This window comes from Paenibacillus athensensis, assembly GCF_004514475.2.
Classification (GTDB): Bacteria; Bacillota; Bacilli; order Paenibacillales; family NBRC-103111; genus Paenibacillus_AL; species Paenibacillus_AL athensensis.
The window spans coordinates 118,521-142,034 of record NZ_MYFO02000010.1 but is presented as its reverse complement, the minus strand read 5'-3'; the positions used below and the strand labels follow the sequence as shown (position 1 = coordinate 142,034).

General features: G+C 56.4%; 29 protein-coding genes and 1 CRISPR repeat array. Of the genes, 6 read left to right on the top strand and 23 right to left on the bottom strand.

Annotation, left to right across the window (positions count from 1 at the left end):
- Nucleotides 1-63: 63 nt before the first annotated feature.
- The 15 genes from nusB to B5M42_RS17865 form a co-directional block, all read right to left on the bottom strand.
- A complete protein-coding gene (gene nusB / locus B5M42_RS17935; protein WP_134753069.1) occupies nt 64-519 on the bottom strand; it encodes a transcription antitermination factor NusB in 456 nt (151 codons plus the stop codon).
- Nucleotides 520-618: 99 nt separating this feature from the next.
- Nucleotides 619-846: a DUF2273 domain-containing protein gene (locus B5M42_RS17930; RefSeq protein WP_134753067.1), complete on the bottom strand. Its 228-nt coding sequence runs from the start codon at nt 844-846 to the stop codon at nt 619-621.
- Between the two features lie 22 nt (nt 847-868).
- Nucleotides 869-1,429, bottom strand: coding sequence for an alkaline shock response membrane anchor protein AmaP (amaP, locus tag B5M42_RS17925; protein WP_134753065.1), 561 nt, complete (start codon nt 1,427-1,429; stop codon nt 869-871).
- 79 nt (nt 1,430-1,508) lie between these two features.
- Entirely contained in the window at nt 1,509-1,919 is a 411-nt protein-coding gene (locus B5M42_RS17920; RefSeq protein WP_134753063.1) for an Asp23/Gls24 family envelope stress response protein, read from the bottom strand.
- Between the two features lie 101 nt (nt 1,920-2,020).
- The gene (gene accC / locus B5M42_RS17915; protein ID WP_134753061.1) at nt 2,021-3,379 is read right to left on the bottom strand and encodes an acetyl-CoA carboxylase biotin carboxylase subunit; all 1,359 of its coding nucleotides are present in this window, start codon (nt 3,377-3,379) and stop codon (nt 2,021-2,023) included.
- A gap of 24 nt (nt 3,380-3,403) precedes the next feature.
- The gene (gene accB / locus B5M42_RS17910; RefSeq protein ID WP_134753059.1) at nt 3,404-3,901 is read right to left on the bottom strand and encodes an acetyl-CoA carboxylase biotin carboxyl carrier protein; all 498 of its coding nucleotides are present in this window, start codon (nt 3,899-3,901) and stop codon (nt 3,404-3,406) included.
- 161 nt (nt 3,902-4,062) lie between these two features.
- Complete coding sequence (locus tag B5M42_RS17905; protein ID WP_134753057.1) at nt 4,063-4,797, bottom strand: SpoIIIAH-like family protein; 735 nt, start codon at nt 4,795-4,797, stop codon at nt 4,063-4,065.
- 67 nt (nt 4,798-4,864) lie between these two features.
- Nucleotides 4,865-5,503, bottom strand: a complete 639-nt coding sequence (spoIIIAG, locus tag B5M42_RS17900; RefSeq protein WP_134753199.1) for a stage III sporulation protein AG — start codon at nt 5,501-5,503, stop codon at nt 4,865-4,867.
- Nucleotides 5,504-5,553: 50 nt separating this feature from the next.
- Nucleotides 5,554-6,420, bottom strand: coding sequence for a stage III sporulation protein AF (gene spoIIIAF, locus B5M42_RS17895; protein WP_134753055.1), 867 nt, complete (start codon nt 6,418-6,420; stop codon nt 5,554-5,556).
- A gap of 441 nt (nt 6,421-6,861) precedes the next feature.
- Entirely contained in the window at nt 6,862-8,061 is a 1,200-nt protein-coding gene (spoIIIAE, locus tag B5M42_RS17890) for a stage III sporulation protein AE (protein ID WP_134753053.1), read from the bottom strand.
- Nucleotides 8,062-8,080: 19 nt separating this feature from the next.
- Entirely contained in the window at nt 8,081-8,470 is a 390-nt protein-coding gene (gene spoIIIAD / locus B5M42_RS17885; RefSeq protein ID WP_134753051.1) for a stage III sporulation protein AD, read from the bottom strand.
- Between the two features lie 15 nt (nt 8,471-8,485).
- The gene (spoIIIAC, locus tag B5M42_RS17880) at nt 8,486-8,689 is read right to left on the bottom strand and encodes a stage III sporulation protein AC (RefSeq protein ID WP_029197158.1); all 204 of its coding nucleotides are present in this window, start codon (nt 8,687-8,689) and stop codon (nt 8,486-8,488) included.
- Nucleotides 8,690-8,703: 14 nt separating this feature from the next.
- A complete protein-coding gene (spoIIIAB, locus tag B5M42_RS17875; RefSeq protein ID WP_134753049.1) occupies nt 8,704-9,222 on the bottom strand; it encodes a stage III sporulation protein SpoIIIAB in 519 nt (172 codons plus the stop codon).
- 3 nt (nt 9,223-9,225) lie between these two features.
- Nucleotides 9,226-10,503, bottom strand: coding sequence for a stage III sporulation protein AA (locus tag B5M42_RS17870; RefSeq protein WP_230632988.1), 1,278 nt, complete (start codon nt 10,501-10,503; stop codon nt 9,226-9,228).
- 71 nt (nt 10,504-10,574) lie between these two features.
- Nucleotides 10,575-10,841, bottom strand: coding sequence for a YqhV family protein (locus B5M42_RS17865; protein ID WP_134753047.1), 267 nt, complete (start codon nt 10,839-10,841; stop codon nt 10,575-10,577).
- A gap of 168 nt (nt 10,842-11,009) precedes the next feature.
- Here B5M42_RS17865 and comA point away from each other — a divergent pair, with 168 nt between their 5' ends.
- The 3 genes from comA to B5M42_RS17850 all read left to right on the top strand — a co-directional run bounded on the left by comA (nt 11,010) and on the right by B5M42_RS17850 (nt 13,154).
- Complete coding sequence (gene comA, locus B5M42_RS17860; protein WP_134753045.1) at nt 11,010-11,816, top strand: phosphosulfolactate synthase; 807 nt, start codon at nt 11,010-11,012, stop codon at nt 11,814-11,816.
- A gap of 4 nt (nt 11,817-11,820) precedes the next feature.
- The gene (locus B5M42_RS17855) at nt 11,821-12,555 is read left to right on the top strand and encodes a 2-phosphosulfolactate phosphatase (protein WP_134753042.1); all 735 of its coding nucleotides are present in this window, start codon (nt 11,821-11,823) and stop codon (nt 12,553-12,555) included.
- A gap of 134 nt (nt 12,556-12,689) precedes the next feature.
- A complete protein-coding gene (locus tag B5M42_RS17850) occupies nt 12,690-13,154 on the top strand; it encodes a DUF441 domain-containing protein (RefSeq protein WP_134753041.1) in 465 nt (154 codons plus the stop codon).
- Between the two features lie 55 nt (nt 13,155-13,209).
- On the opposite strand, the gene B5M42_RS17845 is transcribed toward B5M42_RS17850, so the two are convergent.
- The 5 genes from B5M42_RS17845 to B5M42_RS17825 form a co-directional block, all read right to left on the bottom strand.
- Nucleotides 13,210-14,466 carry an aspartate kinase gene (locus B5M42_RS17845; RefSeq protein ID WP_134753039.1) on the bottom strand — a complete coding sequence of 419 codons (1,257 nt, stop codon included), beginning with the start codon at nt 14,464-14,466 and terminating at the stop codon, nt 13,210-13,212.
- 188 nt (nt 14,467-14,654) lie between these two features.
- Nucleotides 14,655-15,212, bottom strand: a complete 558-nt coding sequence (gene efp, locus B5M42_RS17840) for an elongation factor P (protein WP_134753037.1) — start codon at nt 15,210-15,212, stop codon at nt 14,655-14,657.
- 15 nt (nt 15,213-15,227) lie between these two features.
- Nucleotides 15,228-16,301, bottom strand: a complete 1,074-nt coding sequence (locus tag B5M42_RS17835) for a M24 family metallopeptidase (protein WP_134753035.1) — start codon at nt 16,299-16,301, stop codon at nt 15,228-15,230.
- Between the two features lie 24 nt (nt 16,302-16,325).
- The gene (gene aroQ, locus B5M42_RS17830) at nt 16,326-16,757 is read right to left on the bottom strand and encodes a type II 3-dehydroquinate dehydratase (protein ID WP_134753034.1); all 432 of its coding nucleotides are present in this window, start codon (nt 16,755-16,757) and stop codon (nt 16,326-16,328) included.
- A 48-nt stretch (nt 16,758-16,805) separates the two neighbouring features.
- Nucleotides 16,806-17,294, bottom strand: a complete 489-nt coding sequence (locus B5M42_RS17825; RefSeq protein ID WP_134753032.1) for a YqhR family membrane protein — start codon at nt 17,292-17,294, stop codon at nt 16,806-16,808.
- Nucleotides 17,295-17,500: 206 nt separating this feature from the next.
- On the opposite strand from B5M42_RS17825, the gene B5M42_RS17820 reads away from it, so the two are divergent.
- Nucleotides 17,501-18,394, top strand: a complete 894-nt coding sequence (locus B5M42_RS17820; protein ID WP_268999264.1) for a DUF1385 domain-containing protein — start codon at nt 17,501-17,503, stop codon at nt 18,392-18,394.
- Nucleotides 18,391-18,657 (top strand): hypothetical protein, encoded by a 267-nt coding sequence (locus tag B5M42_RS17815; protein ID WP_230632986.1) that lies wholly within the window; start codon nt 18,391-18,393, stop codon nt 18,655-18,657. Before B5M42_RS17820 ends, B5M42_RS17815 begins: the two co-directional genes overlap by 4 nt.
- A 1-nt stretch (nt 18,658) precedes the next feature.
- Here B5M42_RS17815 and B5M42_RS17810 read toward each other — a convergent pair whose 3' ends face one another.
- The 3 genes from B5M42_RS17810 to mntR form a co-directional block, all read right to left on the bottom strand.
- The gene (locus B5M42_RS17810; RefSeq protein ID WP_134753028.1) at nt 18,659-19,630 is read right to left on the bottom strand and encodes a patatin-like phospholipase family protein; all 972 of its coding nucleotides are present in this window, start codon (nt 19,628-19,630) and stop codon (nt 18,659-18,661) included.
- A 157-nt stretch (nt 19,631-19,787) separates the two neighbouring features.
- Nucleotides 19,788-20,213 carry a hypothetical protein gene (locus B5M42_RS17805; protein WP_134753026.1) on the bottom strand — a complete coding sequence of 142 codons (426 nt, stop codon included), beginning with the start codon at nt 20,211-20,213 and terminating at the stop codon, nt 19,788-19,790.
- Between the two features lie 286 nt (nt 20,214-20,499).
- Nucleotides 20,500-21,466: a CRISPR direct-repeat array (repeat unit 32 nt; unit sequence GTTTCAATCCACGCTCCCGCACGGGGAGCGAC).
- A 357-nt stretch (nt 21,467-21,823) separates the two neighbouring features.
- Nucleotides 21,824-22,252, bottom strand: coding sequence for a transcriptional regulator MntR (gene mntR / locus B5M42_RS17800; RefSeq protein WP_134753024.1), 429 nt, complete (start codon nt 22,250-22,252; stop codon nt 21,824-21,826).
- A gap of 187 nt (nt 22,253-22,439) precedes the next feature.
- On the opposite strand from mntR, the gene splB reads away from it, so the two are divergent.
- Complete coding sequence (splB, locus tag B5M42_RS17795) at nt 22,440-23,501, top strand: spore photoproduct lyase (RefSeq protein ID WP_134753022.1); 1,062 nt, start codon at nt 22,440-22,442, stop codon at nt 23,499-23,501.
- The last annotated feature ends 13 nt before the right edge of the window (nt 23,502-23,514 follow it).

Genomic DNA, 23,514 nt, shown 5'->3' with positions numbered 1-23,514 from the left:
AAGGACGACCTCCTTTTGTAATATAAAAATAACAACGAGTCCAAACGTCGGCCGGACCGTATCTTAACGGGCCGCCCGCTCCTTGAGGACGTCGAGTTCCTTGATCATTTTGCCCAGCACGCCGTTCACGAACTTGCCGGAATCCTCGGTGCCAAAATGCTTGGCCAGCTCAATCGCTTCGTTGACGACCACCTTGGGAGGCACATCATCGCGGAAAATCATTTCATAAGCAGCCAGCCGCAGCACCTCGCGGTCGACCCGCGACAGCCTGTCGATCTGCCAGCCCTTCAAATATTCGGCGAGCAGCTGGTCGATTTGCTCCTTGCGGGCGCTTGTCCCTTCCACCAGCTCGACGACGTAGTCCGGCGTAATTTTCTCGTCTCCGACGGCAAGCTGGGCTTCATTGTCGTTCTCCGCTTCGTGGATGACGGTCAGCGCCGCTTCGCGCGCAGCCACCTCGTTCATTTCCATTTGATACAAGCTCTGTATGGCCAGTTCCCTGGCGACTCTGCGTTTCATTGTGGTCCTCCTCATTGTGCTGCGCCCGCTAATCGCTTATTCCTTCCTGTAGCCGCAGGCGACCTCCAAACAAAAAAATCCTTGGACGAACCAGGGATTTCAGCGGAACATTCTCCATTTGTGCGTCACATAGCGCCAGATATCCTCCAGCAGCAGAAAACGCTCGCGGCGATCCAGCTTGCCGCCGATGTAATAACCGAGCAGGACGATGCCGGCAAACACCAGCATATCCCAAAATCCGCAAATCAAATAAATGACGCCGCATAAAAGCCCCGCTGCGACCCCGATCAGCTTCCCCTTATGCTGCTCCCACAGCTCATTTCCCATGAGTGGGTTCACCCCTTACCCCTTATTCAACCCGGCTTCGAAAGGTGGGCGCCGACTGCACGATATTGGCGACGTATACGGTAACAGACGCGACCGGAATGCCGGTAATGTCTTCGATATAACGCTTGACTCCGTTTTGCATCTCCTCGGTCATATCGGGAATCGAGCTTTCGCCGTCGACAACCGTGCGGATCAAAATTTCCAGTCCGGCCGGACTGACCTTGACGCGGGCGCGCAGGTCCTTGACGCCCTTCGTACGTCCCGCCGCCTTCAGCGACAGGTTCTCCACCGTCTCCAGCGAAATGCGAATATCGCCGTAATCGGTGCGCTGATCGATCGAAGGCGTCTGCGAGCGGCTGCGGCGCAAGCTGACATACAGAAAACGAACGCTGATCAGCAGAATGACGGCAGCGATGATAATCGCCGTTACTGCAACCCGATCATCCGTATACAAATCGCTCAAGACGCTGTCGGCATCCGATTTGTCGATCCATCCGAAAGTAGCGAACAGCACCACAATGGAAGCAGCGAAGACGATCAAGCTGTAAATAAGCAGCAAGAAACGGTCAACAATTTTTATCACGAATGCTCGTCCCCTTCCTATATTAGAGGAAACCCCCTGCAACCTGTAGGGGGTTTCTGAGGATTCTTATGCCGGCGGCTTACTTGACGCGATGTGCGGCCGCTTCTTCTTCAACCGGTTTGTCGAGACCTTTGAAATGCACGTCATGGATGTGTACATTCACTTCCACCACGCTCAGTCCGGTCATCGATTCGATGGCTTGCTTGACATTCTGTTGAATATCGCTGGCTACCTCCGGGATGCGATGTCCGTAGTCGACGATAATGGAAACGTCAATCGCCGCTTCACGGTGTCCCACTTCCACCTTCACGCCCTTGGACAAATTCTTGCGTCCCAGCAGCTCGGCAATGCCGCCTGCGAATCCGCCGCTCATGCCCGCTACGCCCTGAACCTCGACGGTAGCCAGACCGGCGATGATTTCGATCACTTCGGGTGCGATCTGGATGCTGCCCATATCGGTTTTCACGTAATCCGGTGCGATTGTGCTCATGTGGCACCTCCCTAGAGTTTCACGCGCTTGTTCACACGTGGGATAAGCCGTCTTAATTTATTACTATACCATTTGGCTGAAAATATGACAAATGATTGTCTTTACGATTCCGGATCGTTCACGTCGTGTTCTTCGAGGAATTTGATATCATGCTGGCCGGAAATAAACACTTTGTGCTCCAGCAGCTTCAAATGGAACGGGATCGTCGTATGGACGCCTTCGACGGCAAATTCGCTTAGTGCCCGCTTCGTGCGCGCAATCGCGTCTTCGCGGTCCTTGCCCCACACGATCAGCTTGGCCACCATCGAATCGTAATGCGGCGGAATCGTATAGCCCTGATAAGCGGCGCTGTCGACGCGAACGCCAAAGCCGCCCGGAGGCAGGTAAAACTTGATCTGGCCCGCAGAAGGCATGAAATTGCGGTTCGGGTCTTCGGCATTCACCCGGCATTCGATGGCCCAGCCGTTGATCTTGACGTCATCTTGCGTAAAAGAAAGCGGCTGCCCTTCAGCGACACGGATCATTTCCTTGATGATATCCACGCCCGTGATCATTTCCGTAACCGGATGCTCAACTTGGATCCGCGTGTTCATCTCCATGAAGTAAAAGTTGCCGTCCGGTCCGAGCAGAAATTCCAGCGTGCCGGCCCCGGAGTAATTGACGGCTTGCGCCGCGCGTACGGCGGCCTGTCCCATCGCTGCGCGAATCTCCGGCGTCAGAATCGGACACGGCGCTTCTTCGACCAGCTTCTGGCGGCGTCGCTGCACCGAACAGTCGCGTTCGCCCAAATGGACCACGTTGCCGTGCTTGTCGGCGATGATCTGAATTTCAACGTGCTTCATGCCGGTCAAATACTTCTCCAGATAGACGCCGGAATTGCCGAAGGCGTTCTGCGCCTCTTGCTGCGCCGTCGTGATCTGCTGAACGAGCATTTCTTCGTTGTCGGCAATGCGGATGCCCTTGCCCCCGCCGCCGGCCGTTGCTTTGATGATCACCGGATAGCCGATGTCGCGGGCGATCGACATGGCGTCTTCCACGCTTTCGACCAGACCATCGGAGCCGGGAATGATCGGCACCCGCGCTTCCTTCATCGTCTGTTTGGCGACCGACTTGTCCCCCATGCGGCTGATCGCGTCCGGCGAAGGGCCGATGAAGGTGATGTTGCAGCTTTCGCAAATTTCCGCGAAGTCGGCGTTTTCCGCCAAGAAGCCGTAGCCTGGATGAACGGCGTCGCATTCGGTCAGCGTCGCGACGCTCATCAGGTTCGTAAAGTTCAGGTAGCTGTCCTTGGACGCCGTCGGTCCGATGCAATACGCTTCGTCGGCAAGTCTGACGTGCAGCGCGTCGCGGTCCGCTTCGGAATACACGGCTACCGAGTAGATGCCGAGCTCGCGGCAGGCACGGATGATGCGAACGGCGATTTCGCCGCGGTTCGCAACGAGAATTTTATGAAAGTTCATGATTGTCCCTCCCAGTCAACAAGCTTATTCCGGCTTTACCAAGAAGAGGGGCTGGCCGTACTCGACGAGCTGACCGTTGTCTACGAGAATTTCCACGATCTCTCCTTTGATTTCGGCTTCGATTTCGTTCATCAGCTTCATCGCTTCCACGATGCAGACGACGGTTTTGTCGTTCACCCGGGAGCCCACGCTCACGAAAGGAGCAGCGCCAGGCGAAGCGGATTGATAGAATGTGCCTACCATCGGCGAAGTGATCGTATGTAAAGAAGCGTCGACCGGCTTGGACGCTGCAGCCGCAGGCGCGGCAGGCGCTTCCGCAGCGACAGCTGCTTGCGGCGTTGGCGCGGCAACTGGCGCAGGCGCATAGGCATGCTGAACCGGCGCAGAGGTCACCAGCACGGATTCCGTTTTGTTCGGTTTGCGAATCATCAGGCGAGCGCCTTCATTCTCAATCTCTAGCTCTTGTAAAGAAGACTGATCCACCAGTTTGATCAGTTCTTTGATCTCACTTAATTTGAACATCCAAAGTCACTCCTTCAAAGTTGGTGAACCGCTTGTAACGGTTCATACACCCGCAACGTTAGTATTATAACCATAAACGCAAGAAATGGAAAGAGTCCAGTTTTGCCGGACTCTTTCTTGCGCCATGCTTTTTTTGCGCCGCTTTGCGGGCTCGTTTCCCTTTAAGGACGCACGTATTGGATTTTGATATTTTCCGGCGCGGCGCCCAGCTCTTTCATCACCATGTCGACAATTGTCACACCTTGGCTTTTGTCCAGCTTGTCGCTTTGTACGGTAATTTTCCATTTGTTCCCATCCTGCGTAATGATGGCTTGGTCGAAATCCTGCGAGAGCACCTCTTCCAGACGCTCGATTTTCTCTTGATTGCCGGAGATTTGCTCCAGCTCGTTATTGGCTGCGGCGACGGCTTCCGGTTTTTGCTTGGGATCGGTGATCGTCGTCATCAGCTCTTCGGTTTTCTTGCGCAGATCCTCATGGCGCTGCATTTGGGCATTCGTAAAGTAGTCGCTGGACGACGTCATTTGCGCTTCCACCTTGGACAGCACCTGAGCGTCGGCTTTGGCGTCGGCCTTCGCATGCGCGTCGGAATCGGCTTTGGCTGTCGTCGGAGCATCCGCTGCCTGGGTGTCGGTCGCTTGGCGGTCTTTGGCTTGCGCGTCGGTGGCTTTGACGTCGGTCTTCGCGCCCGCTTGAGCGTCGGCCGAAGCGGCATCTTTGCCGGCTGTAAGTGCGGCGTCCTGGCTCATATCGATTTTCACTTCTTGCGGATTGCTGACGGCTTCTGTCGAAGCCAGATCCAGCTTATTCACATCCTCCGTAAACAAATAATAGGCGGACAGCACCACCATCAAGCTAAGCATCGATACCAGCCAAATCGTTTGTCTTTTTGCATTCATCTTCTTGTTCCTCCTTAAAAATGAGAGATTTATAGATTACATATGTAGGATATGGCTAGAATATGCATTACCCCGTTTTTCGCGGCAAAATGGAAATGCGGTGCGGCGCAACGTCCAGTCCGCGCTCGACGGCCTCGGTAATCATCTTTTTGACCGTCAGATTCTCGGCGCCTTTGGCGACGACGACGACTCCCCGAATTTTCGGCTTGATATATTTGAGCACGAGCGGCTTTTGGTCGCCCGATACCTGGTACAGCACAACTTCGCCGCTGCGCGTCACTTCGGAAATGCTGCGGTTGGCTCCGTTATTGTCCCGCTCCGTGGTCATCTGCTGGTGATCGTTGTAGTTTTTGTCCACGGTAACTTCCTCCGTCGATTCGATGGTGACCAGCACCTCGACCTCGCCGACGCCGACGATTTTTTGCAAAATATCCTTGAGCTGGTTCTGGTAAGCTTCTTCATAATCGTGAAAAGCGGACTGTTCCTTGGGCGCGCTCCCGGCGAATGCCGCCGAGCTGGCCGGTGGCGGAGAAGCGCGGCCCTCATTGATGGGATCTACATCCTTGATTGTTATAAACGAATTGATCAGCATCAGCGCCGCTCCCGTCAGCCCCAGCAGCACGAGCCACAGGAACGTGTTTTTGCGCTTGCCGCCACCCGGGCCGCCGCCCAGCTTGTGCTCCATCCATTGCCACCATTTCCCCATCATGTTCACCCCGTTTCCTGCTTGCTATGTCGTTGCCCGCCGTGGCCCGCCTACCAGCGGCTCGCTCCGCGTTCGATGCGGATGTCGATCTTTGCGGCCGCGACCTGCCACTGCACCTCCAGCCGCTCGGCCAGCTTGCGGCGCTCGGCTTGCTGCTGCGGCGTCAGCGACGCGCCCGACGCCGCAGCAGCGGCATCGGCAGCGCCGGCGGAGCCGCTGCCGGAGCTTGCGGCGCCTGCGGAGGCGCCGCCTGCTTGCCCGATCCGCACCGGCTCGATCGGGCGAACCGGCTCCATCGCGGCTATGTCAACGCGATGGCTTGGCGGCGGCGCCTGCGGAGCCGCCGCTGTGCGGGCGGCGCTGGCCGTGCCGCCGCCGGATGCGGGCGCGGCGCCGTCAGCGGCGCCTGCGGAGCCGCCGCCATCCGGCGGGTCGCGCAGCACGACCCGCACAGCGGCGACGGACGGCGTACCGTCGCCGGCGAGCTGCACGCTCGCTTGCACGCTGGCCACGCCCAGGGACGTTTGCGCCTGCAAATCGTCCTTGATCATGGCGGCCAGTTGGGTCTCGACGAGCTGCTGCGACTGCTTCGCGCCCTCGGCCTTCAGCCGGTCGGCGGCGCGCTGGATCTCAGCGAGCGATGGCAGCGGCGCGCCTTTGCCCGAACCGGCTGCGCCCTGTGCGCCGCTGCCGGCTGCCGGCTCCTGCTTGCGCTCGGCTGCCGCCAGCAGCGAGTCAACGCTCCAGCCGTGCTGCAGGAGTTGGATGACCGGCGAGAGCAACGTCAGCAGGATGAACAGGCTCATGACCGTTTTCACATAACGCTGCATGGCGCTGCTCGGCAGCAGCATATCGACGAACGTCGCCAGCATAATGACCAGGACGATATTGCGCAGCCAGCCGCCCAACCACTCCATCGCAAGCTTCCCCCTTTCCGACGTCGCTTCTTTATCGCCCGCTGCCGTCTTTGTGCGTGCTGCGTCCGCCTCGTCCAACTCTTTCTTTGCGTGTGACGGCGGGACTCATCCGCCCGACCTGACCGCGGGATTTTGTTTCCGCATGCGGCTTGCCGAGCTTGCTTTCCGGACTTGCTTTCCGGGCTTGTTTTCCGAGCTTGCTTGCCGAGCTTGCTTTCCGGGCTTGCTGCCAAGCGAGTTTGTCAGGTTGCTTCCTAACTTGCTTACAGGCTTGCTGCCGGGCTTTTCAGCCGGGAATCGCGTTGTGCGGTTTGCCCAACGAGTCTTTGGTATCCGACTTGAACCCGCCTGCCCATTGTTCCTCTGTGCTCCTTGCCGGCCTGCCGGTTTGCTCGTCTGGTCCGTTGCTCCGTTGTCCCTTGCTTGCCCGCCCGTCCGCTGTCAGCGCATCATCACCGACACGTTGCTGACCGCGATCATAATCGTAATCGCCAGAAAAAACATCAATCCGACAGCCGCCAGCGCAGCGAACACGTATACCATGCTTTTGCCGATCGTCTGCAGGCAGGCAATGATCGGATTGTCGCCCAGCGGCTGCATGATGGCTGCCGAAACGTTATAAATCAGCGCCAGCGTCAAAATCTTGATCGCCGGAAAGGCGCACAGCAGGATCAGGATGACGACGCCGGTCAAGCCAATCGCGTTTTTGACCAGCAGCGAAGCGCCGACGACGGTTTCCGTCGCATCTGAGAACAATCGGCCGACGACCGGAACGAAATTGCCTGCCACATACTTGGCCGTGCGGATCGTCACGCCGTCGCGCACCGAGCCGGCCGCTCCCTGCACGGAGATCACGCCGAGGAACACGGTGACGAACACGCCAAGCAGGCTCAGGCTGACGGTGCGCAGCAGATTCGCCAGCTGCGTCACCTTGTAGCGCTCGCTGAGCGAGCTGACGATGTGCAGCACGGCGGAGAAAAACAGCAGCGGGAATACGAAAATGTAAATCGCTGTGCCGGTGGCATGGACCATAAAGACGATCAGCGGATGCAGGATCGCCACCGACGTCACGTTGCCCATCGACGCCAGCAGCGTCAGCAGGAGCGGCACGACCGCCATCATGAACTCGATCATGGAAGTAATCGCTGCTTTGGCGTAGCCGATAGCGACGCTGAAGCTGTTGATCGCAATGATGATCAGCACCATGTATGTAAGCGAGTAGCCGAGCTTGCTGACGGTATTTTTTTCAAAGGAGCTTTGCAGCGTTTCGAGAATCATGCTGAATACGGTGAGCACGACGATGGAAGCGAGCAGCTTGCCGTTGTTCAATATTTCGTGGAAGAAATAGCCGAGCAGTCCGCGAAATATGCCGGAAATGCTGAAGCCCATTTTACCAAGCAGCAAATCCATGAACCCGGGCGTGCGGTTCTCCGGGAAATACCCGCCGTAATCGGTCATCAGCTTGTTCCAGTACTGCTCGACCTGGTCGGTATCCAGATGTCCGGCCTGCTCGCGGATGATCGCATCGGTCGGACCTTCGGCCTGGCTGGAGCCGTTCCAGCCGATCCACAGTCCTGCTGCGACCAGCAGCAGCAGCCACCAGCGATGGCGCAGCGAATAGTGCGAATGTGGCAGCGGCACGCGCGCTTCAGCTCCTTCGTTAAGCCGGCAGCAGCTTGACTACCGTCTCGATAATGACCGTGATGATCGGAATGGCCATCACCATGATGAGAATTTTGCCGGACAGCTCGATTTTTGAAGCAATCGATTCCTGACCGGCGTCGCGCACGATCTGCGCGCCGAACTCAGCGATGTAGGCGATGCCGATGATTTTGAGAATCGTTTTAAGAAACACCATGTTGATGCCCGACTGCTGCGCCAGGTCTTCCAGCACGTGGATGACCGTGGAAATTTTGCCGATCAGAAACAGGAAGATGATTATGCCGGTGAAGGCGGCGAGCAGGAAAGCGAACATCGGTTTTTGTTCTTTGATGACCAGCGACAGGACGGTGACGATCAGCCCGAGACCGACAATTTGAATGATTTCCATAGGTGAGAGCTCCGTCTATTGAAAAAGAAAAATCGTTTTGATTTCTTTAAATAAATGATCCAGCATGCTGACGACCATAAACAGCACGACTACAAAGCCGATGACCGTCACCCAATGCGCCATATCCTCTTTGCCCATTTGCTTGAGCACCGAATGAATCATCGCGATGATAATGCCGATGCCGGCAATTTGGAAAATGGCGTTCACGTCTACGTTCATTCCGGGCACCTCACTTAATACATCAGGATCACGATCAATGCTCCGATGAGGACGCCGAGGCTTTTCCACATCTTGCCGTAGCGGCGGTGTTCTTCGCGCGATTCTTCCTCCTCGGCGGCAAGCTGGTTCACCGTCAGGCGCAGATGCTTGATCTGATCGTCGCGATCGGACAAGCCCAGCACGCCGCCGAGCTGCAGCACCGCTTCCCGCTCGGGAGCGCGAAGTGAGGTGCGCTTCCAGACCTCGCGTACCGACTCGTTCCAGACGTCGCGGGTCGGCTTGCCGTCGGCAGCGAGCAGACGCTCGGCGGCCAGCCGGAACAGCGCAGCCAGCGGATCGGCGATTTGCCGGGCGACCGACTGGAACGCCTCCGGCAGCGGCGTGAGCCCGTAGGCGATCTCGGTCTCCAGCCGCTGCAGCGCGTGCATGAGCTGGCGAATTTGCTGCGGCCGGCGGCTGTAATGCAGCGCGACGGTGAAGCCGGCCAGTGCGGCCGCTGCAACGACGAGCAGCGCTCCGATAAGCTTGAGCATCGCTTATCCTCCCCTTCCGGCGGCGACGGCTGCATCGACGGCAAACAGCGTCCGCCCGGCGCTGTCGCACACGCGCAGCGGGGCGCGCCCTTCGCGGCGCCGCTCCAGCACGACGAGGCGCGTGAACAGCGCTTCGTCGAGCAGCTCGCGCAGCGCGGGCCGGCGGCCGATGTCGGCGGCGTCTGCGCCGTGCGCCGTGGCGATGACGCGGATGCCGGCGTGCGCGGCCTCCTGCACGGCGGCGGCGTCCTCGCGGCGGCCGATCTCGTCGACGGCAAGCACGTCCGGCGATAACGAGCGGATCATCATCATCATCCCCTCGGCCTTCGGACAGCCGTCCATGACGTCGGTGCGCGGCCCGAGATCGAAGCGCGGCACGCCCTTGACGCAAGCGGCCAGCTCCGAGCGCTCGTCGACGACGGCGACCTTGCGCGCCGGCCAGCCGGGCAGCACGCCGGAATCGCCGGCGAAGGGGGCCGCGGGCGCTGCCGGGACGCGGGCGCTCAGCCCGCTTGCGACCGCCACGCGGACCGCCCCGTCTGCGCTCAGCCCGCTTGCGACCGCCCCGTAGCCGCCTCCGCCTGCGTCGCCGTCAAGCCGCACGCCGCTGCGACGCTCTGCCGCCGCTTCCGCGCCCGCCGCCTGCGACGCTATCGCCGCCACGCCGCCTGCTCCACCCGCACGCCACGCGCCGTCCAAGCCGCCTGCAAAGCCCGCGGCTGCGGGCGGCTGCGGCCATTCGCCGCGGCTGATCAGCCGGACGAGGTCGCGCAGCAGCGTCGTCTTGCCGGCTTGTGGCGGCGCAATGATCAGCGTGTGGTGCACCGAGCGCGCCGCCGGGTCCATCAGGTGCGGCAGTACCGGGCGCGCTGCGCCGGGCAGCTCGCGGGCGAGCCGGATGTTGAATGAGCCGACGTCGCGGATCAGCTTGACGCCGCCATGCTCCAGCACCGTGCGACCGGCCAGTCCAACCCGATGACCGCCTGCAATCGTAATGTAGCCGCGACGCAGCTCTTCTTCAAAGGTATATACGGAATGATTGGTCAGCAGCTCAAGGAGCGCGCGGCACTCCTCGCGACCGGGCCGGTATGCTTGACCAGCGTCGGCGGCCAGATCGCCCTGCGGAGTCACGAAAGCAAATCCGGCCCCGCCAAAGCCGATTTCCAGCGGCCGCTCCTCGCGGATGCGGATTTCTTCCAAACCGGCCTGTACGTCTTCAGGCAGCGCCAGCAGCAGCTTTTTGAGTGAAGGGGGTAAAATCGGCGCGAGCGAGATGAGCATGGGTTCCAAGCCTCCAAGTTGTCCAGTCTTCTATATTTCAAATGTATGCCTGATAGAAAGAAATATGACCGCTACTTTTTCAAAATCCCGATAAAGATACAGCTTACGCCGACCAGCACCCACAGCATTTTGCCAAATGACAGTTTCTCGGCAATGCCTACCAAACCGATGGTAGTGGTAGTTAATAGAATGAGCGGACCTGCAAGGGCAAGCCCGGTATTGATCAGCAGCGCTTTGTCGATTTGATTGAAGCGCAGCATGACAATAGCCGCCAGCAGCTCCAGACTGCCCGACAACAGCCGCAGCGCGGCCATGCTGAGCACAATTTTATTGATCACGGTAGTCGCCTCCTTTGACGGCCGTTGCGGGCGCAAGCCAAGCTGCCGCTTGCCGTTACCCTACCTTATGCGGACTCGTCTGGTTTTAGGCATAACGGCACCACGCCCGCCTAAATTGCATATGATATCCAGAAAATTACCCACGAGGGATAGCGAGGAGAATACCCGATGGAACTGACCTCTCATTTACAATGGAATCCCGTGCTTGCCGATCCGACAGGGCGAAGACAAGCAAAGCCCAGATCGACCGGTAAAACTATGGTCATCGATAAGGGCTTGGGTCTGAATGCCTTTGAGGACTTGCTGCATACGTCCGGCGAGCATATGGATCTGATCAAAATCGGCTTCGGCACGTCGCCGCTCTATCCGCAGCCGCTGCTGAAGCGCAAAATCGAAATGGCCCATTCGTTCGGGATCACGGTGTACCCGGGCGGAACGTTTTTGGAGGTGGCGATTGCCCAGCAGGCGATTGACGCTTTTTTCGATATGATCACGAATCTGGGTTTTACCGGAGTAGAGGTGTCGGACGGGACGATTGAAGTCAGACGAAGCTTGCGCAGCGAACTGATTCGCCGCGGGTTGGAGGAAGGGCTGGAGGTCCTTACGGAATACGGTAAAAAGGGCTGGGGCTCGACGATCGAGCTGGAGGAGCTGATCGAGACGGTTACGCTCGATGCCGAGCTTGGCGCACAGCTGGTGACGATCGAAGCGCGGGAATCCGGCGTCGGCGTCGGCATCTTCGACGAAAACGGCAACTGCCGGGACGAGGAGCTGGAGCAAGTGCTGCAATCGGTGCCCAAGCCACAGCTGCTGCTGTGGGAAGCGCCGCTCAAGCAGCAGCAGGTGCATTTGCTGCGCACGCTGGGTCCGGACGTACATCTGGGGAATATCGGCTCGCAGGATATTATTTCTCTCGAAGCCTTACGGAGAGGACTGCGTTCGGATACGCTGTCTTTTGGCGCAAGAAAGGATTAATCGCATGAACATCGATGTTATCGGCTCGATCGGCGAAGCCCGGTCCGACGAGCTGCTTCACAAAACCGTGATCGTCATTGACGTGCTGCGCGCAACGACGACGATGGTCGCGGCGCTGGCCAATGGCGCAACCGGCGTGCTGCCTGCCGAGACGGTATTGCAGGCCCGCGAGCAGCAGACCGGCGCGGAGGTGCTGGGAGGGGAGCGTTATTGCAAAAAAATTCCCGACTTCGACCTCGGCAACTCGCCAGCCGATTATACCGCGCAAGCCGTTGGCGGACGCCGGGTCATTCTGACGACGACCAACGGCACGCGCGGCATCCACAAGGCGCAAAAGGCCGAGCATGTGCTTGCCGGCGCGCTTGTCAACGCTACGTCGTGCGCGGCAGCCGCCGTCTCGCTTAAACGCGATGTCGTCATCATCTGCGCGGGCACGCAGGACGTGTTTGCGCTGGAGGACGGCCTTTGCGCCGGACTGCTCGTCGATTCGCTGCTGGCGACGGCCCGCAGCAGCGACGCGACGCCGAACGTCAACGACTTCGGCTTGGCCATGCGCGCCTGCTACCTCCAGGAGCGGCATCGCCTGCTCGATGCGCTGCTCGGCTGCGCCAACGGCAAAAGGCTGTGCAAGCTTGGCTTTCGCTCCGACGTCGACTTTTGCGCGCAAGTCGACAGCACAGCGCTCGTTCCGATGCTGCGCAGCCATGTGATGGTGCCGTTCACGGCTCCCCAGTTCTAAAGCTTGGTGACCGCTGACGCTGATCCAACTCGCTATTGATGCGCCGGCCACTTGGTCACCGCATTTTCCAGCGGTTCTAAACAAGCCCCCTGCTCATAAACTAGGATGGATACTGGGAGACAAGGGGTTGGACCATGAACGGCGAAATGGTTCTCGTCATTCTGATCGTAGTCGGCTTGCTGGGCCGCTCACACATTATTACAACCGCCGCCTGCTTGCTGCTGGCCGTCAAGCTGCTCGGTCTCGACCGCTATTTGCCGTCGATGGAGCGACGCGGTCTGGAGCTGGGGCTGTTGTTCCTGACGCTCGGGGTGCTTGTGCCGTTTGCCAGCGAACGGATTTCTTTTAAAGACATCGTCTCGGTATTTACGACCTGGCCCGGCATCATTGCCTTGACCGGCGGAGCGATTGCCACGTATATGAACGGCAAAGGACTGGAGCTACTAAAAATAGACCCACAATTAATTGTGGGTCTTGTTATCGGTTCGATCCTGGGCATCGTCTTCCTGCGCGGCATTCCGGTCGGTCCGCTGATGGCGGCGGGCATCACGGCTTTTTTGCTCAAGCTCGCCTATTTTGTCGCCGATAAAATCCGTTAACCGCCTGCCTGCTGCATAGCCGGTTTCCTGCCAAGCCGCGGATGCCAACAAGCGCTTAGCGGCGCTCGGACGGTCCGCCGACGAACGCCTGCTCGCTGGTGTCCAGGCCGTACGCTGTATGCAGCTCGCGCACGACTTCGGACAGCTGGGAGCCGTCGATAACGCAGGAAATTTTGATTTCAGACGTGCTGACCAAGCTGATGCTGATACCCAGCTTGGAAATGACTTCGAACATCGTAGCTGCGACGCCCGGCGTGCTGACCATGCCTGCGCCGACAATCGACACCTTCACGAGATTGACCTGAGAGGTCACTTCGCGGAAGCCGATCGACTCGCGAATGCCTTCAAGCACCTGCAGCGCTTTATCCAGATCGGACAAGGAGGTCGTGAACGAGAAGTCGGCTGAGCCAGCGATGACGCCGCTTTGCACGATAATGTCCACGTCGATTTGCGCTTTCGCCAATGCGCTGAACACGCTGGCCAGCTGGCCCGGCTTTTCCGGAACTCCCAAAATACTGATTCTCGCCACATTTTTATCGTAAGCAATGCCGCGAACGACGATTCCCTGCTCCATCACAGCTTCCTCCTTGACATGGGTTCCTTCATTGTACGTAAAGCTCGAACGCACCACGAGGGTGACATTGTAGTTCTTGGCATATTCCACAGCGCGCGGGTGCAGCACGGCTGCGCCCAGATTGGCCAGCTCCAGCATTTCGTCATACGAAACCTCATTGAGCTTGCGCGCTACCTTGACAATGCGCGGGTCGGTGGAATACACGCCGTCCACGTCGGTATAAATTTCGCATAAATCGGCTTTGATTGCTGCCGCCAGCGCGACAGCCGTCGTATCGGAGCCGCCGCGGCCGAGCGTCGTAATCTCGCCTTCCTCCGTCATGCCCTGAAAACCGGCGACGATCACAACGTTGCCTTCTTCAATCGACTTGAGCACGCGATGCGGCTGAATATTCGTAATCCGCGCCTTCGCATGCACCGCTTCGGTATAAATACCGCTTTGCCAGCCCGTATAGGATACGGCTTTCTCGCCCAAAGCTTGAATGGCCATCGACAGCAGCGATACGGAAACCTGCTCGCCGGTTGTCAGCAGCATATCCATTTCGCGGGCCGGGGGAGCGCCGTCGTATATTTGCTTGGACAAGTCGATCAGGTCGTCGGTTGTATCTCCCATCGCCGAGACGACCACGACGCACGAATGCCCATCACGCTTTCGTTCCACAATTCTTTTCGCTACACGCTTCATCCGCTCCGCATCACCAACAGAGCTTCCGCCGAATTTCATCACAACAAGAGACAAAGCTGACTCACTCCCTACGCATACTAGTGCATAACAATACAGTATTATAGCACATTTGCCACAGCAATTGGCAACAAAATACGGCGGCAGTCCGCAAACCGTCCGGCTTGCGGCGCGTTCCCCAACTGATTAGGTTTATGCAAAAAAACTCCGGCTGCCCGCAGCCGGAGTTTCGCGATGCCCGCACCTTACGCGCGGGAAATGTATTTGCCGTCGCTCGTATCGATCAGGAGCACGTCGTTTTCATTGATGAACAGCGGAACCTGAACGTTCAGGCCCGTTTCCATTTTGGCTTTCTTGGTTGCGCCTTGCGCCGTGTTGCCTTTAATGCCCGGCTCGGTTTCAGCGACCTTCAGCTCAACGCTGTTCGGCAGGTTGATGCCAAGAATTTCGCCCTGATAGCTCATGATTTGAATCATCATGTTTTCTTTCAGGAAGTTCAGCTCCCATTTGAGCTGATCCTGCGACAACGCGATTTGATCATACGTTTCGTTGTCCATAAACGTGTGTTCGTCGCCGGCAGCGTACAGGTATTGCATCGCGCGGTTCTCAATGTGTGCGCGGCCTACGTTCTCGCCAGCGCGGAATGTGCGCTCTACGGTGTTGCCGTTGCGCAGGTTTTTCAGCTTGGTGCGCACGAATGCCGCGCCCTTGCCCGGTTTCACGTGTTGAAAGTCAATCACCGTGAACAGGTCGCCTTCGACCTCGATGGTAAGACCTGTTTTGAAATCGTTAACTGAAATCACTGGTTTGTCCCTCCGCTAATCAATGATAAGGAAATCTTTGGTAGAATGGGTAAGTATTTTAATTCCGGTGTCGGTCAGCACTACATCGTCTTCGATCCGCACTCCGCCGAAGCCGGGGAGGTAGATGCCAGGTTCTACAGTTACAACCATGCCGGGTGTTAAAATCGTATCGTCCGTCCGGGACAGCCGCGGCGACTCGTGAATTTCCATGCCGAGTCCGTGGCCGGTCCCGTGACCGAAATGGTCGGCGTAGCCGTGGCGGGCAATGACATCGCGGGCCAAAGCGTCTCCTTCGGCTCCGGTCATGCCGGGTTTGAGCCCGTCCAGACAGCGCAGCTGTGCTTCCAGCACAATGTCATAAATAAGCCGGTGCTTGTCCGTCGGCTGCCCCAATACGACCGTGCGGGTAATATCGGAGCAATATCCTTTATAATACGCTCCAAAATCCATTTTGACAAACTCGCCCTTTTGCAGCAAACGGTCGCTGGCTACGCCGTGCGGGAGCGCAGAGCGTTCCCCCGAAGCAACGATCGTATCAAACGAGGTCGACGTGCCGCCGTTTTTGCGAATGAACAGCTCGATTTCCAGCGCCAGCTCGCGTTCGGACACGCCTGGACGCAGCAATCCGAGCAGATGCGTGAACGTCGCATCGGCCAGATCGGCGGCTTCCTGCAGGATCGCGATTTCCGCCGCGTCCTTGATCTGGCGCAGCTTGTCGACAATCCGGCCTGTCGGGACCAGCTCGATGCCGGGGAGCGCTTCGCCGTAAGCGACATAGTCGGCATACGAAACGACGGTCTGCTCAAAGCCAAGCCGGCTTATACCCATGCTGCGCAGCAGTTCCAGCACCGTCTCCAGCACTTTGGGCTTATGTTCGATGACCTCGAACAACGGCGCTTGCTGCGGCGCCTGCGTCATATAACGAAAATCGGTGAGTAGAATCGCCCGCTCCTGCGTCACCAGCACATAACCGGCCGTTCCCGTAAATCCGGTCACATAGTGGCGGTTGTAGGCGTTCGTCACAAGTAAAGCCGGCAAATCCAGCTGCGACAGCTGCTCACGCAGCCTTTGAATGCGCTGTTCCTGCATCCGAATCCCCCCGTTCCTTCAGGTTTACATATGCTCCAGCAAAGCCCGGAGGGCAAGCTCGTAGCCGCTCGCGCCCAGACCCGCGATTTGCCCGATCACCACAGGCGCAATCACCGATTTGTGACGAAATTCCTCGCGTTTGTGAATGTTGGAAATATGCACCTCGATGCACGGCAATTGCACCGTGGCCAAGGCATCGCGGATCGCGTAGCTGTAATGCGTAAACGCGCCGGGATTGAACACAATCCCGTTCTTCGCGCCAAACGCCTCGTGGATTTTATCGATGATCGCGCCCTCATGATTCGACTGGAAACATTCCAGCTCCACGCCAAGCTCCCCGGCCAACCTCTCCAGCCGCTCGGTAATTTGCGCCAGCGTCAGACTGCCGTATACCCCCGGCTCGCGCACACCGAGCATGTTGAGATTGGGTCCGTTAATGACGAGCACCTGTTTCACGAAAAAACCCCCTACGCGCATTTTAACGTAGCCATTTTACCATAACTTTCATGTGTTGTGTATAGGTTCTCTTGACCTTTCGTCGGTATACTCCACGGCAATCGAATAGCCGATAAACATGCCCCACAGCAAAAACAGGCACCCGTCGGTCAAAATTGTATTCCAATCATAGGCGTTAATCCAATACACCATCCCGGCCAGCGGCCCTACGAACAAATAAATGACGGCCCACCAGAAAGCACCGTATCCCAGCCCCCACCAAGGCCCGGGCAGCTTCCACATCGTCACCGCGTACAAAAACGCCGCCACCACGGAAAAGCCAATAAACGCGGCCCAGCCGATCAGCACGCCCTGCCAGTTGGACAAATAATCGTGCCGGTAAAACGGTTCGACGAACAAGCCGACGACGATGTCGGTGAATTTGAGGTAGTGCTCAACGATTTTCAGTGCGCCCCAGATCAGGCCAGCAAAAAAGCCGATGTACAGCGCAAAAAGCAAACGGTTGGTTTTCATCGGTTTCGCGGTTGTCGCATTCATGGCATCGCTATCCTTTCTCTACGCAGACTGCTTGCTGTTTCCTTAACAGGAATAGTATGTTCTGCGGCTATCGGTAGCATTCAACCCGCGAATCCGTTACAATATATAGAGAAACGTTGTTCATCGAACAGTACTTATGTGAAGAAGGTGGATTTGTGTCGGAGCAAAACAGCATTTACGGCGGACAAGCCGTGATCGAGGGCGTCATGTTTGCGGGAAGGAATGTACACGTTACGGCCGTTCGCAAAAAAGACGGATCTCTGGATTTTCTGGAGGTGCCGAGAAAAGATATACCGTGGGTCCAGGCATTGAAAAAAATTCCGTTCGTGCGCGGCATCGTCGGCATTATCGAATCGAGCGCCAAAGGCGCGCAGCATTTGAACTTTTCGGCGGAAGCGTTTGCCGATCAGGAGGAAGACGGCGCGGAAGGCGCGGCGAAAGACGAGAAGCCAGGGCTGATCGGCAATATTTCGATGCTGCTTGGCGTGGCGGTGGTCGGCGTGCTGTCGTTTTTGTTCGGTAAATTCGTGTTTACGCTTGTCCCGGCGGTTATTGAGCAATTTCTGTTCAAAAATGCATTCAGCAATCAAATTCTTCATAATCTGATAGAGGGCCTGATCAAAATTATTTTGCTCGTCGGCTACATCTACTTCATCTCGCTGACGCCGATGATCAAACGCCTTTTTCAATACCACGGCGCCGAGCATAAAGTGATCAGCGCTTATGAAGCGGGCGTCGAGCTGACCGTGCCGAACGTACAAAAGTTCAACACGCTGCATTACCGCTGCGGCAGCAGCTTTATCGTCTTTACCGTCATTATCGGCGTCGTGATTTATTCGTTCCTGCATTATGACAATTTGCTGGAGCGGGTCGTGCAGCGCTTGATCCTGCTGCCGGTCGTCATCGGCGTTTCTTACGAGGTATTGCGATTTACCAACTCGCTCCGCGAGGTGCCGGTGCTGCGTTATCTCGGTTATCCCGGCTTGTGGCTGCAAAAGCTGACGACCAAGGAGCCTTTCGACGAACAGGTTGAAGTATCCATTGCTTCCTTCAACCGGATGCGGGAGGCCGAACAACGAATTATGGAGGGACGCGCATGAGAAAGCGAATGAATGGGATCAGCTACGTCATTTTTGCCCTGATGATCATTGGGTTGCTGCGCAGTTGGGCCACGATATTCATCCCGATTCTTGTGCTAGGCTTGATTTACCTGCTGTACAAATATCCGCCGAACCGCTGGCAGCTCAGCTCGCTGTTCAAGGGAAGCTCCCCTGGCGATAAGCGCCGGCGCAAAAATGGCAAGTTCCGGGTCATCAACGGCAACAAGGGCAACGATCCGGACGATTTCCCGAAATATCATTAAGCTACGGTCTGCGCAGCACGTATTTTTCATACTGCTTTTCGTACATTTCGCGCGACCACTTCTGAAAGTAGTAATCGGAAGCGGCATAGCCCGACTCGTACAGCGCCAGACTGGTTTCTTCCGACAAATTGAAATCGGTATTGCGCACGCCTAACGTTGGAATTTTCACCGTCCGAAAGCGGTTCTGCTGCTCGATGTAACGTTCGTCGTGGGCGCTGAGCATCGTCTCAAACAATGCCTGGAACATCGAAATCGGCCCGTTGATTACGTGCATGGCATTCGTGCTTTTGCCAACGAGCTGAAAACCGACGACGGGAACGCGTTCAACGTATGTTTCGCGGTCAAACACCCATAAAGGAAAGTTGCTCAGCAATCCTCCGTCGACGATATAGACGAATTGCTGCTTGAAGGGCTCCGGCTTGCCGGGGCCTTTTTCTGCGCCTATCGGCGCTTTGCGAATCATCACGGGATCGAAAAAATACGGAATGCTCGTGCTCATCCGCACCGCTTTGGCTACCGACAGCTTGAGCGGATCAATGCCGTATTGCGCAATGTCGTCAGGCAGCACGAGCAGCTTGCCCTGCGAGATATCAGAAGCGATAATGCGCAGCTGATTCAGCTTCAGATCGGCGAAAGTGCGCACGCCTTTAAGCAGCAGCTTTTGCTGCACCCAATGCTCCAGCGCTTCGCCGGAATACAGCCCTTTCTTGAGCCACAGCCGCGCTGCCGGGCCAATAATCCGCGTGTTGAAAATCGGCGCGCGCTGTAGAAACGAGGTGAATGGCATCTGCATGATCAGCGTCTTCAGCTCTGTACCGCTATAGCCCGCAGCCAAAAAAGCGGCCACGATCGCCCCTGCGCTCGTCCCCGCTACTTGATGAAACGTATATCCCTTCGCTTCCGCCGCGCTTACCGCTCCGGCCAGCGCAATGCCCTTCACCCCACCGCCCTCAAAGACGCCGTTAATTTTCATCGCTCCACTCTCCCCGCCGAAGCCGTCATCTGGCAGCGCCCCTTTTGGGCTCCCTTGTTATGTATGCGGGAAGGGATTGTACGTATGTCGGGTTTGTGGGAGAGATCAGTAAGTTTCGTTTCAACTGTGTGAAGTTTCCATTTACGTCTTTTTATTTTCAAGCTGATCCAGTTGCTTCCTTGTTGCCTGGATAAAACTTGTAACATTCTTGTTTGGAGTTATGGCAATGCTCCCACATATTATCAAAGTAAAGTTGTCCATACAATCCTTTACTGTAGCAAAAGGATTTGAATTCATCGTAAATTTGAACTGCTTTCCTGCATTGTTCTAATTTCTCTTGATTGTTCTTTAATTTTTTGGTTCTACTGGTTTCTAAATAAATTGCATCATTATAAAAACTGACCTCTCGATTATACTTTTGAGAAAAGTGAAACTTGGATTCTTGTTCCTGCTTAGTACTATGGAATTTAGGGTTTGTGCTGTTGCTTTCTTTTTCTATAGCCTTTCTTTTCGATAGTTCGATTAATTGGGGAATGTCCGAATCTGAAATTGGTTTGCCATCTGCTCTGGCCCCATTTTCCATCTAACAACTTGATGAATTCACTAATAATTCCCGCCTCCACATTCCTTTTTTCATTAAATTACATTAAAAAGAAAAAAGTAAATTGAAATACAAATTGCACCAACCAAATAAGTGCTAGATTAGATAGTATAAAAATCTTGACGACTAGGCTCACACTGGATACCGACATAGTAAAAAACGCCAGCGCGTGTACGTGTCGCTCCAGCTTCCACTCGGGGCAAGGTCAATCCATGCTCCCGCGTGGGAAGCGATAATTAATGAATCGCTGAATATCTGCATCGTTTTTGTTTCAATCCACGCTCCCGCACGGGGAGCGACAAAAGAAAGCACATCGTATTACGTCGATAGGGACGTTTCAATCCACGCTCCCGCACGGGGAGCGACATGTGCGCATTTATTTTACAGACGGATATGCGCTGTTTCAATCCACGCTCCCGCACGGGGAGCGACGCCAAGATGGGCGGCGTGGTCATATTCTACAGGTGTTTCAATCCACGCTCCCGCACGGGGAGCGACCGCAGTTCCTTTGAACACCGTTTGATCTTCGATGTTTCAATCCACGCTCCCGCACGGGGAGCGACGCTGGAAGCCGGATGTCATGCGGTCCAGATCGATGTTTCAATCCACGCTCCCGCACGGGGAGCGACGTCACGATTGACAAATCATCGCAACAGCTCGCTAAGTTTCAATCCACGCTCCCGCACGGGGAGCGACTCATCTTTTTGCCCATAAATAAAATGTTTCACGTGGTTTCAATCCACGCTCCCGCACGGGGAGCGACGGTTCGCAATGCATAATCAACTCAAAATGTCAAGGGGTTTCAATCCACGCTCCCGCACGGGGAGCGACGAATCCCGCAACGGATAGAATCCCATTATACACGAACAAGTTTCAATCCACGCTCCCGCACGGGGAGCGACTGCTTAGCAATGGGGACAAAACCGTCAAAATTATTGTTTCAATCCACGCTCCCGCACGGGGAGCGACCATGAATTACCTGTTACCCTACAGATTGTAACCCGTTTCAATCCACGCTCCCGCACGGGGAGCGACTGGATGACTCCTTTAACCAACTACCGTACGTTCATGTTTCAATCCACGCTCCCGCACGGGGAGCGACTTCAACGGTTCGGTAACGACGCAAAACCTTACGGTTTCAATCCACGCTCCCGCACGGGGAGCGACCCCAAGTGCTGCCGATAGTTTTCTCTCATCGGCGCAGTTTCAATCCACGCTCCCGCACGGGGAGCGACAGCACCCCTTACAAACCCTTGTCCAGCAAGGGTTTGTAAGGACATTTGCGCGAACCTCTCAATGAGGGGCCGTTTGACAGGTCATCACGCGCCCGAAACTCTCGCTCCGAGCGTCCTGCAATCGCATGATCCCTTGCGGGACAAGCGTTTCACCGCTTCCGCAGCATTTGCGCGAACCTCCCGGGATTTTCATGTGCGCTTGGGGTTCGCGCAGGACTACTCTCTTACCCTATCACACCGTTAAACCGTTCAGCAACTGCGTATTTATCCGCCGCCCAGCCCCAGCTGATAAACAGCAAAAAACCTGCTTGCGCAGGTTTTCAACTTCCCTATTCAGTTCTCAAGATGACGGCAGACTTAGCTGTCCGCATCCAACTCCCGGCGCAGCTGCTGCAAATTCTCCAACCGCTGGCCGTCGCGGCGGAAATATTCGAGCAACGTCTCGATGCAGGTGATGGAATCCCAGCTCAAGTGATGCTCAATGCCCTCGACGTCCTTGTAAATATTATCGGCTTGCACACCGATGATGTTCAGAAAATCCTCCAGCAGCTGGTGACGGTCTACCAGACGCTTGCCCATTTTCTTCCCTTTGGAGGTGAGCATCAGCCCGCGATATTTTTCATAAATCAAATAGTTGTCCTTATCGAGCTTCTGAATCATTTTCGTTACGGACGAGGGGTGTACCTCAAGCCCTTCAGCAATGTCGGAGACGCGGGCATAGCCCTTCTCGTCAATGAGCTTGTAAATTCTCTCTAAATAATCCTCCATGCTAGGAGTAGCAGCCATGTTCGTCAAGTCCCCCTGCCAGCCTTTATTCCACCATATATCCTTACTATCATAATCCATTAGCACGGACGCGGTCAAATGACTTGTCCGGCAAAGTGTATAATTGCCACGGCTCGCCGTGCGCGGCGCAGCGCACACTAAGCGGGAAACCGTCACTTCCAGACGCATGACGAAAGGAGCCCGCCCGATGTCCACACAGCTATTGACGCCAGCCGCGCCAAGCACCCTGGTGTTTGTGCCGGAGCTGGTTTATTTTGAACCGGATGCGCTGAATTATCCCAAGGGGCAGCGTATTCTCGAATGGGCCCGCGAGCAAAAGCTCGACATTCACATGACCACATCGCACAATCAAATTCGCGATTTGCCCGGCGAATCGGAGCTGGAGAAATACCGGATCGCCAAACGCACGCTCGTCGTCGGCATACGCAAAACCTTGAAGTTCGATACGTCCAAGCCGTCGGCCGAATATGCGATCCCGATCGCCACGGGCTGCATGGGCCACTGTCATTACTGCTACCTGCAAACCACGCTTGGCGCCAAGCCCTATATCCGCGTCTATGTCAACACGGACGATATTATCGGCGCTGCCAAGCAATATATCGAGGAACGCGCGCCGGAGATTACCCGCTTCGAAGCGGCATGTACGTCCGATCCCGTCGGACTGGAGCACATTTCCGGCTCGTTGCGCGAGCTGATCGAATTTATGGGGACGCAGCCGCTCGGCCGGCTTCGCTTTGTCACCAAATACCATCACGTCGACTCCCTGCTCGACGCCAAGCACAACAAGCATACCCGGTTCCGTTTCAGCGTCAACGCCGATTATGTGATCAAGCATTTTGAGCCGGGCACCTCGCGCTTCGAGGAACGCATTGCGGCGGCGGGGAAAGTCGCGCGGGCCGGTTACCCACTGGGCTTCATCATTGCTCCGATCATCTGGCATGAAGGCTGGGAGCAAGGCTACGCCGAGCTGTTGGACAAGCTGTACGCTTCGCTGCCGCCGGAGGCGACCACCGATCTGACCTTCGAAATGATTCAGCACCGCTTTACAAAAACGGCGAAAAACGTCATCCAGAAGCGTTACCCGAAAACCAAGCTGGAAATGGACGAGGAAAAACGCAAGTACAAATGGGGCCGCTGGGGCCAAGGCAAATACGTCTATCCCGACGAGCAGGCGAACGCGCTGCGCGAGTTTATTACGGAACGGATTTTTGACAAATTCCCGGATGCGAAAATCGAATATTTTACATGAGCCACCATGTATC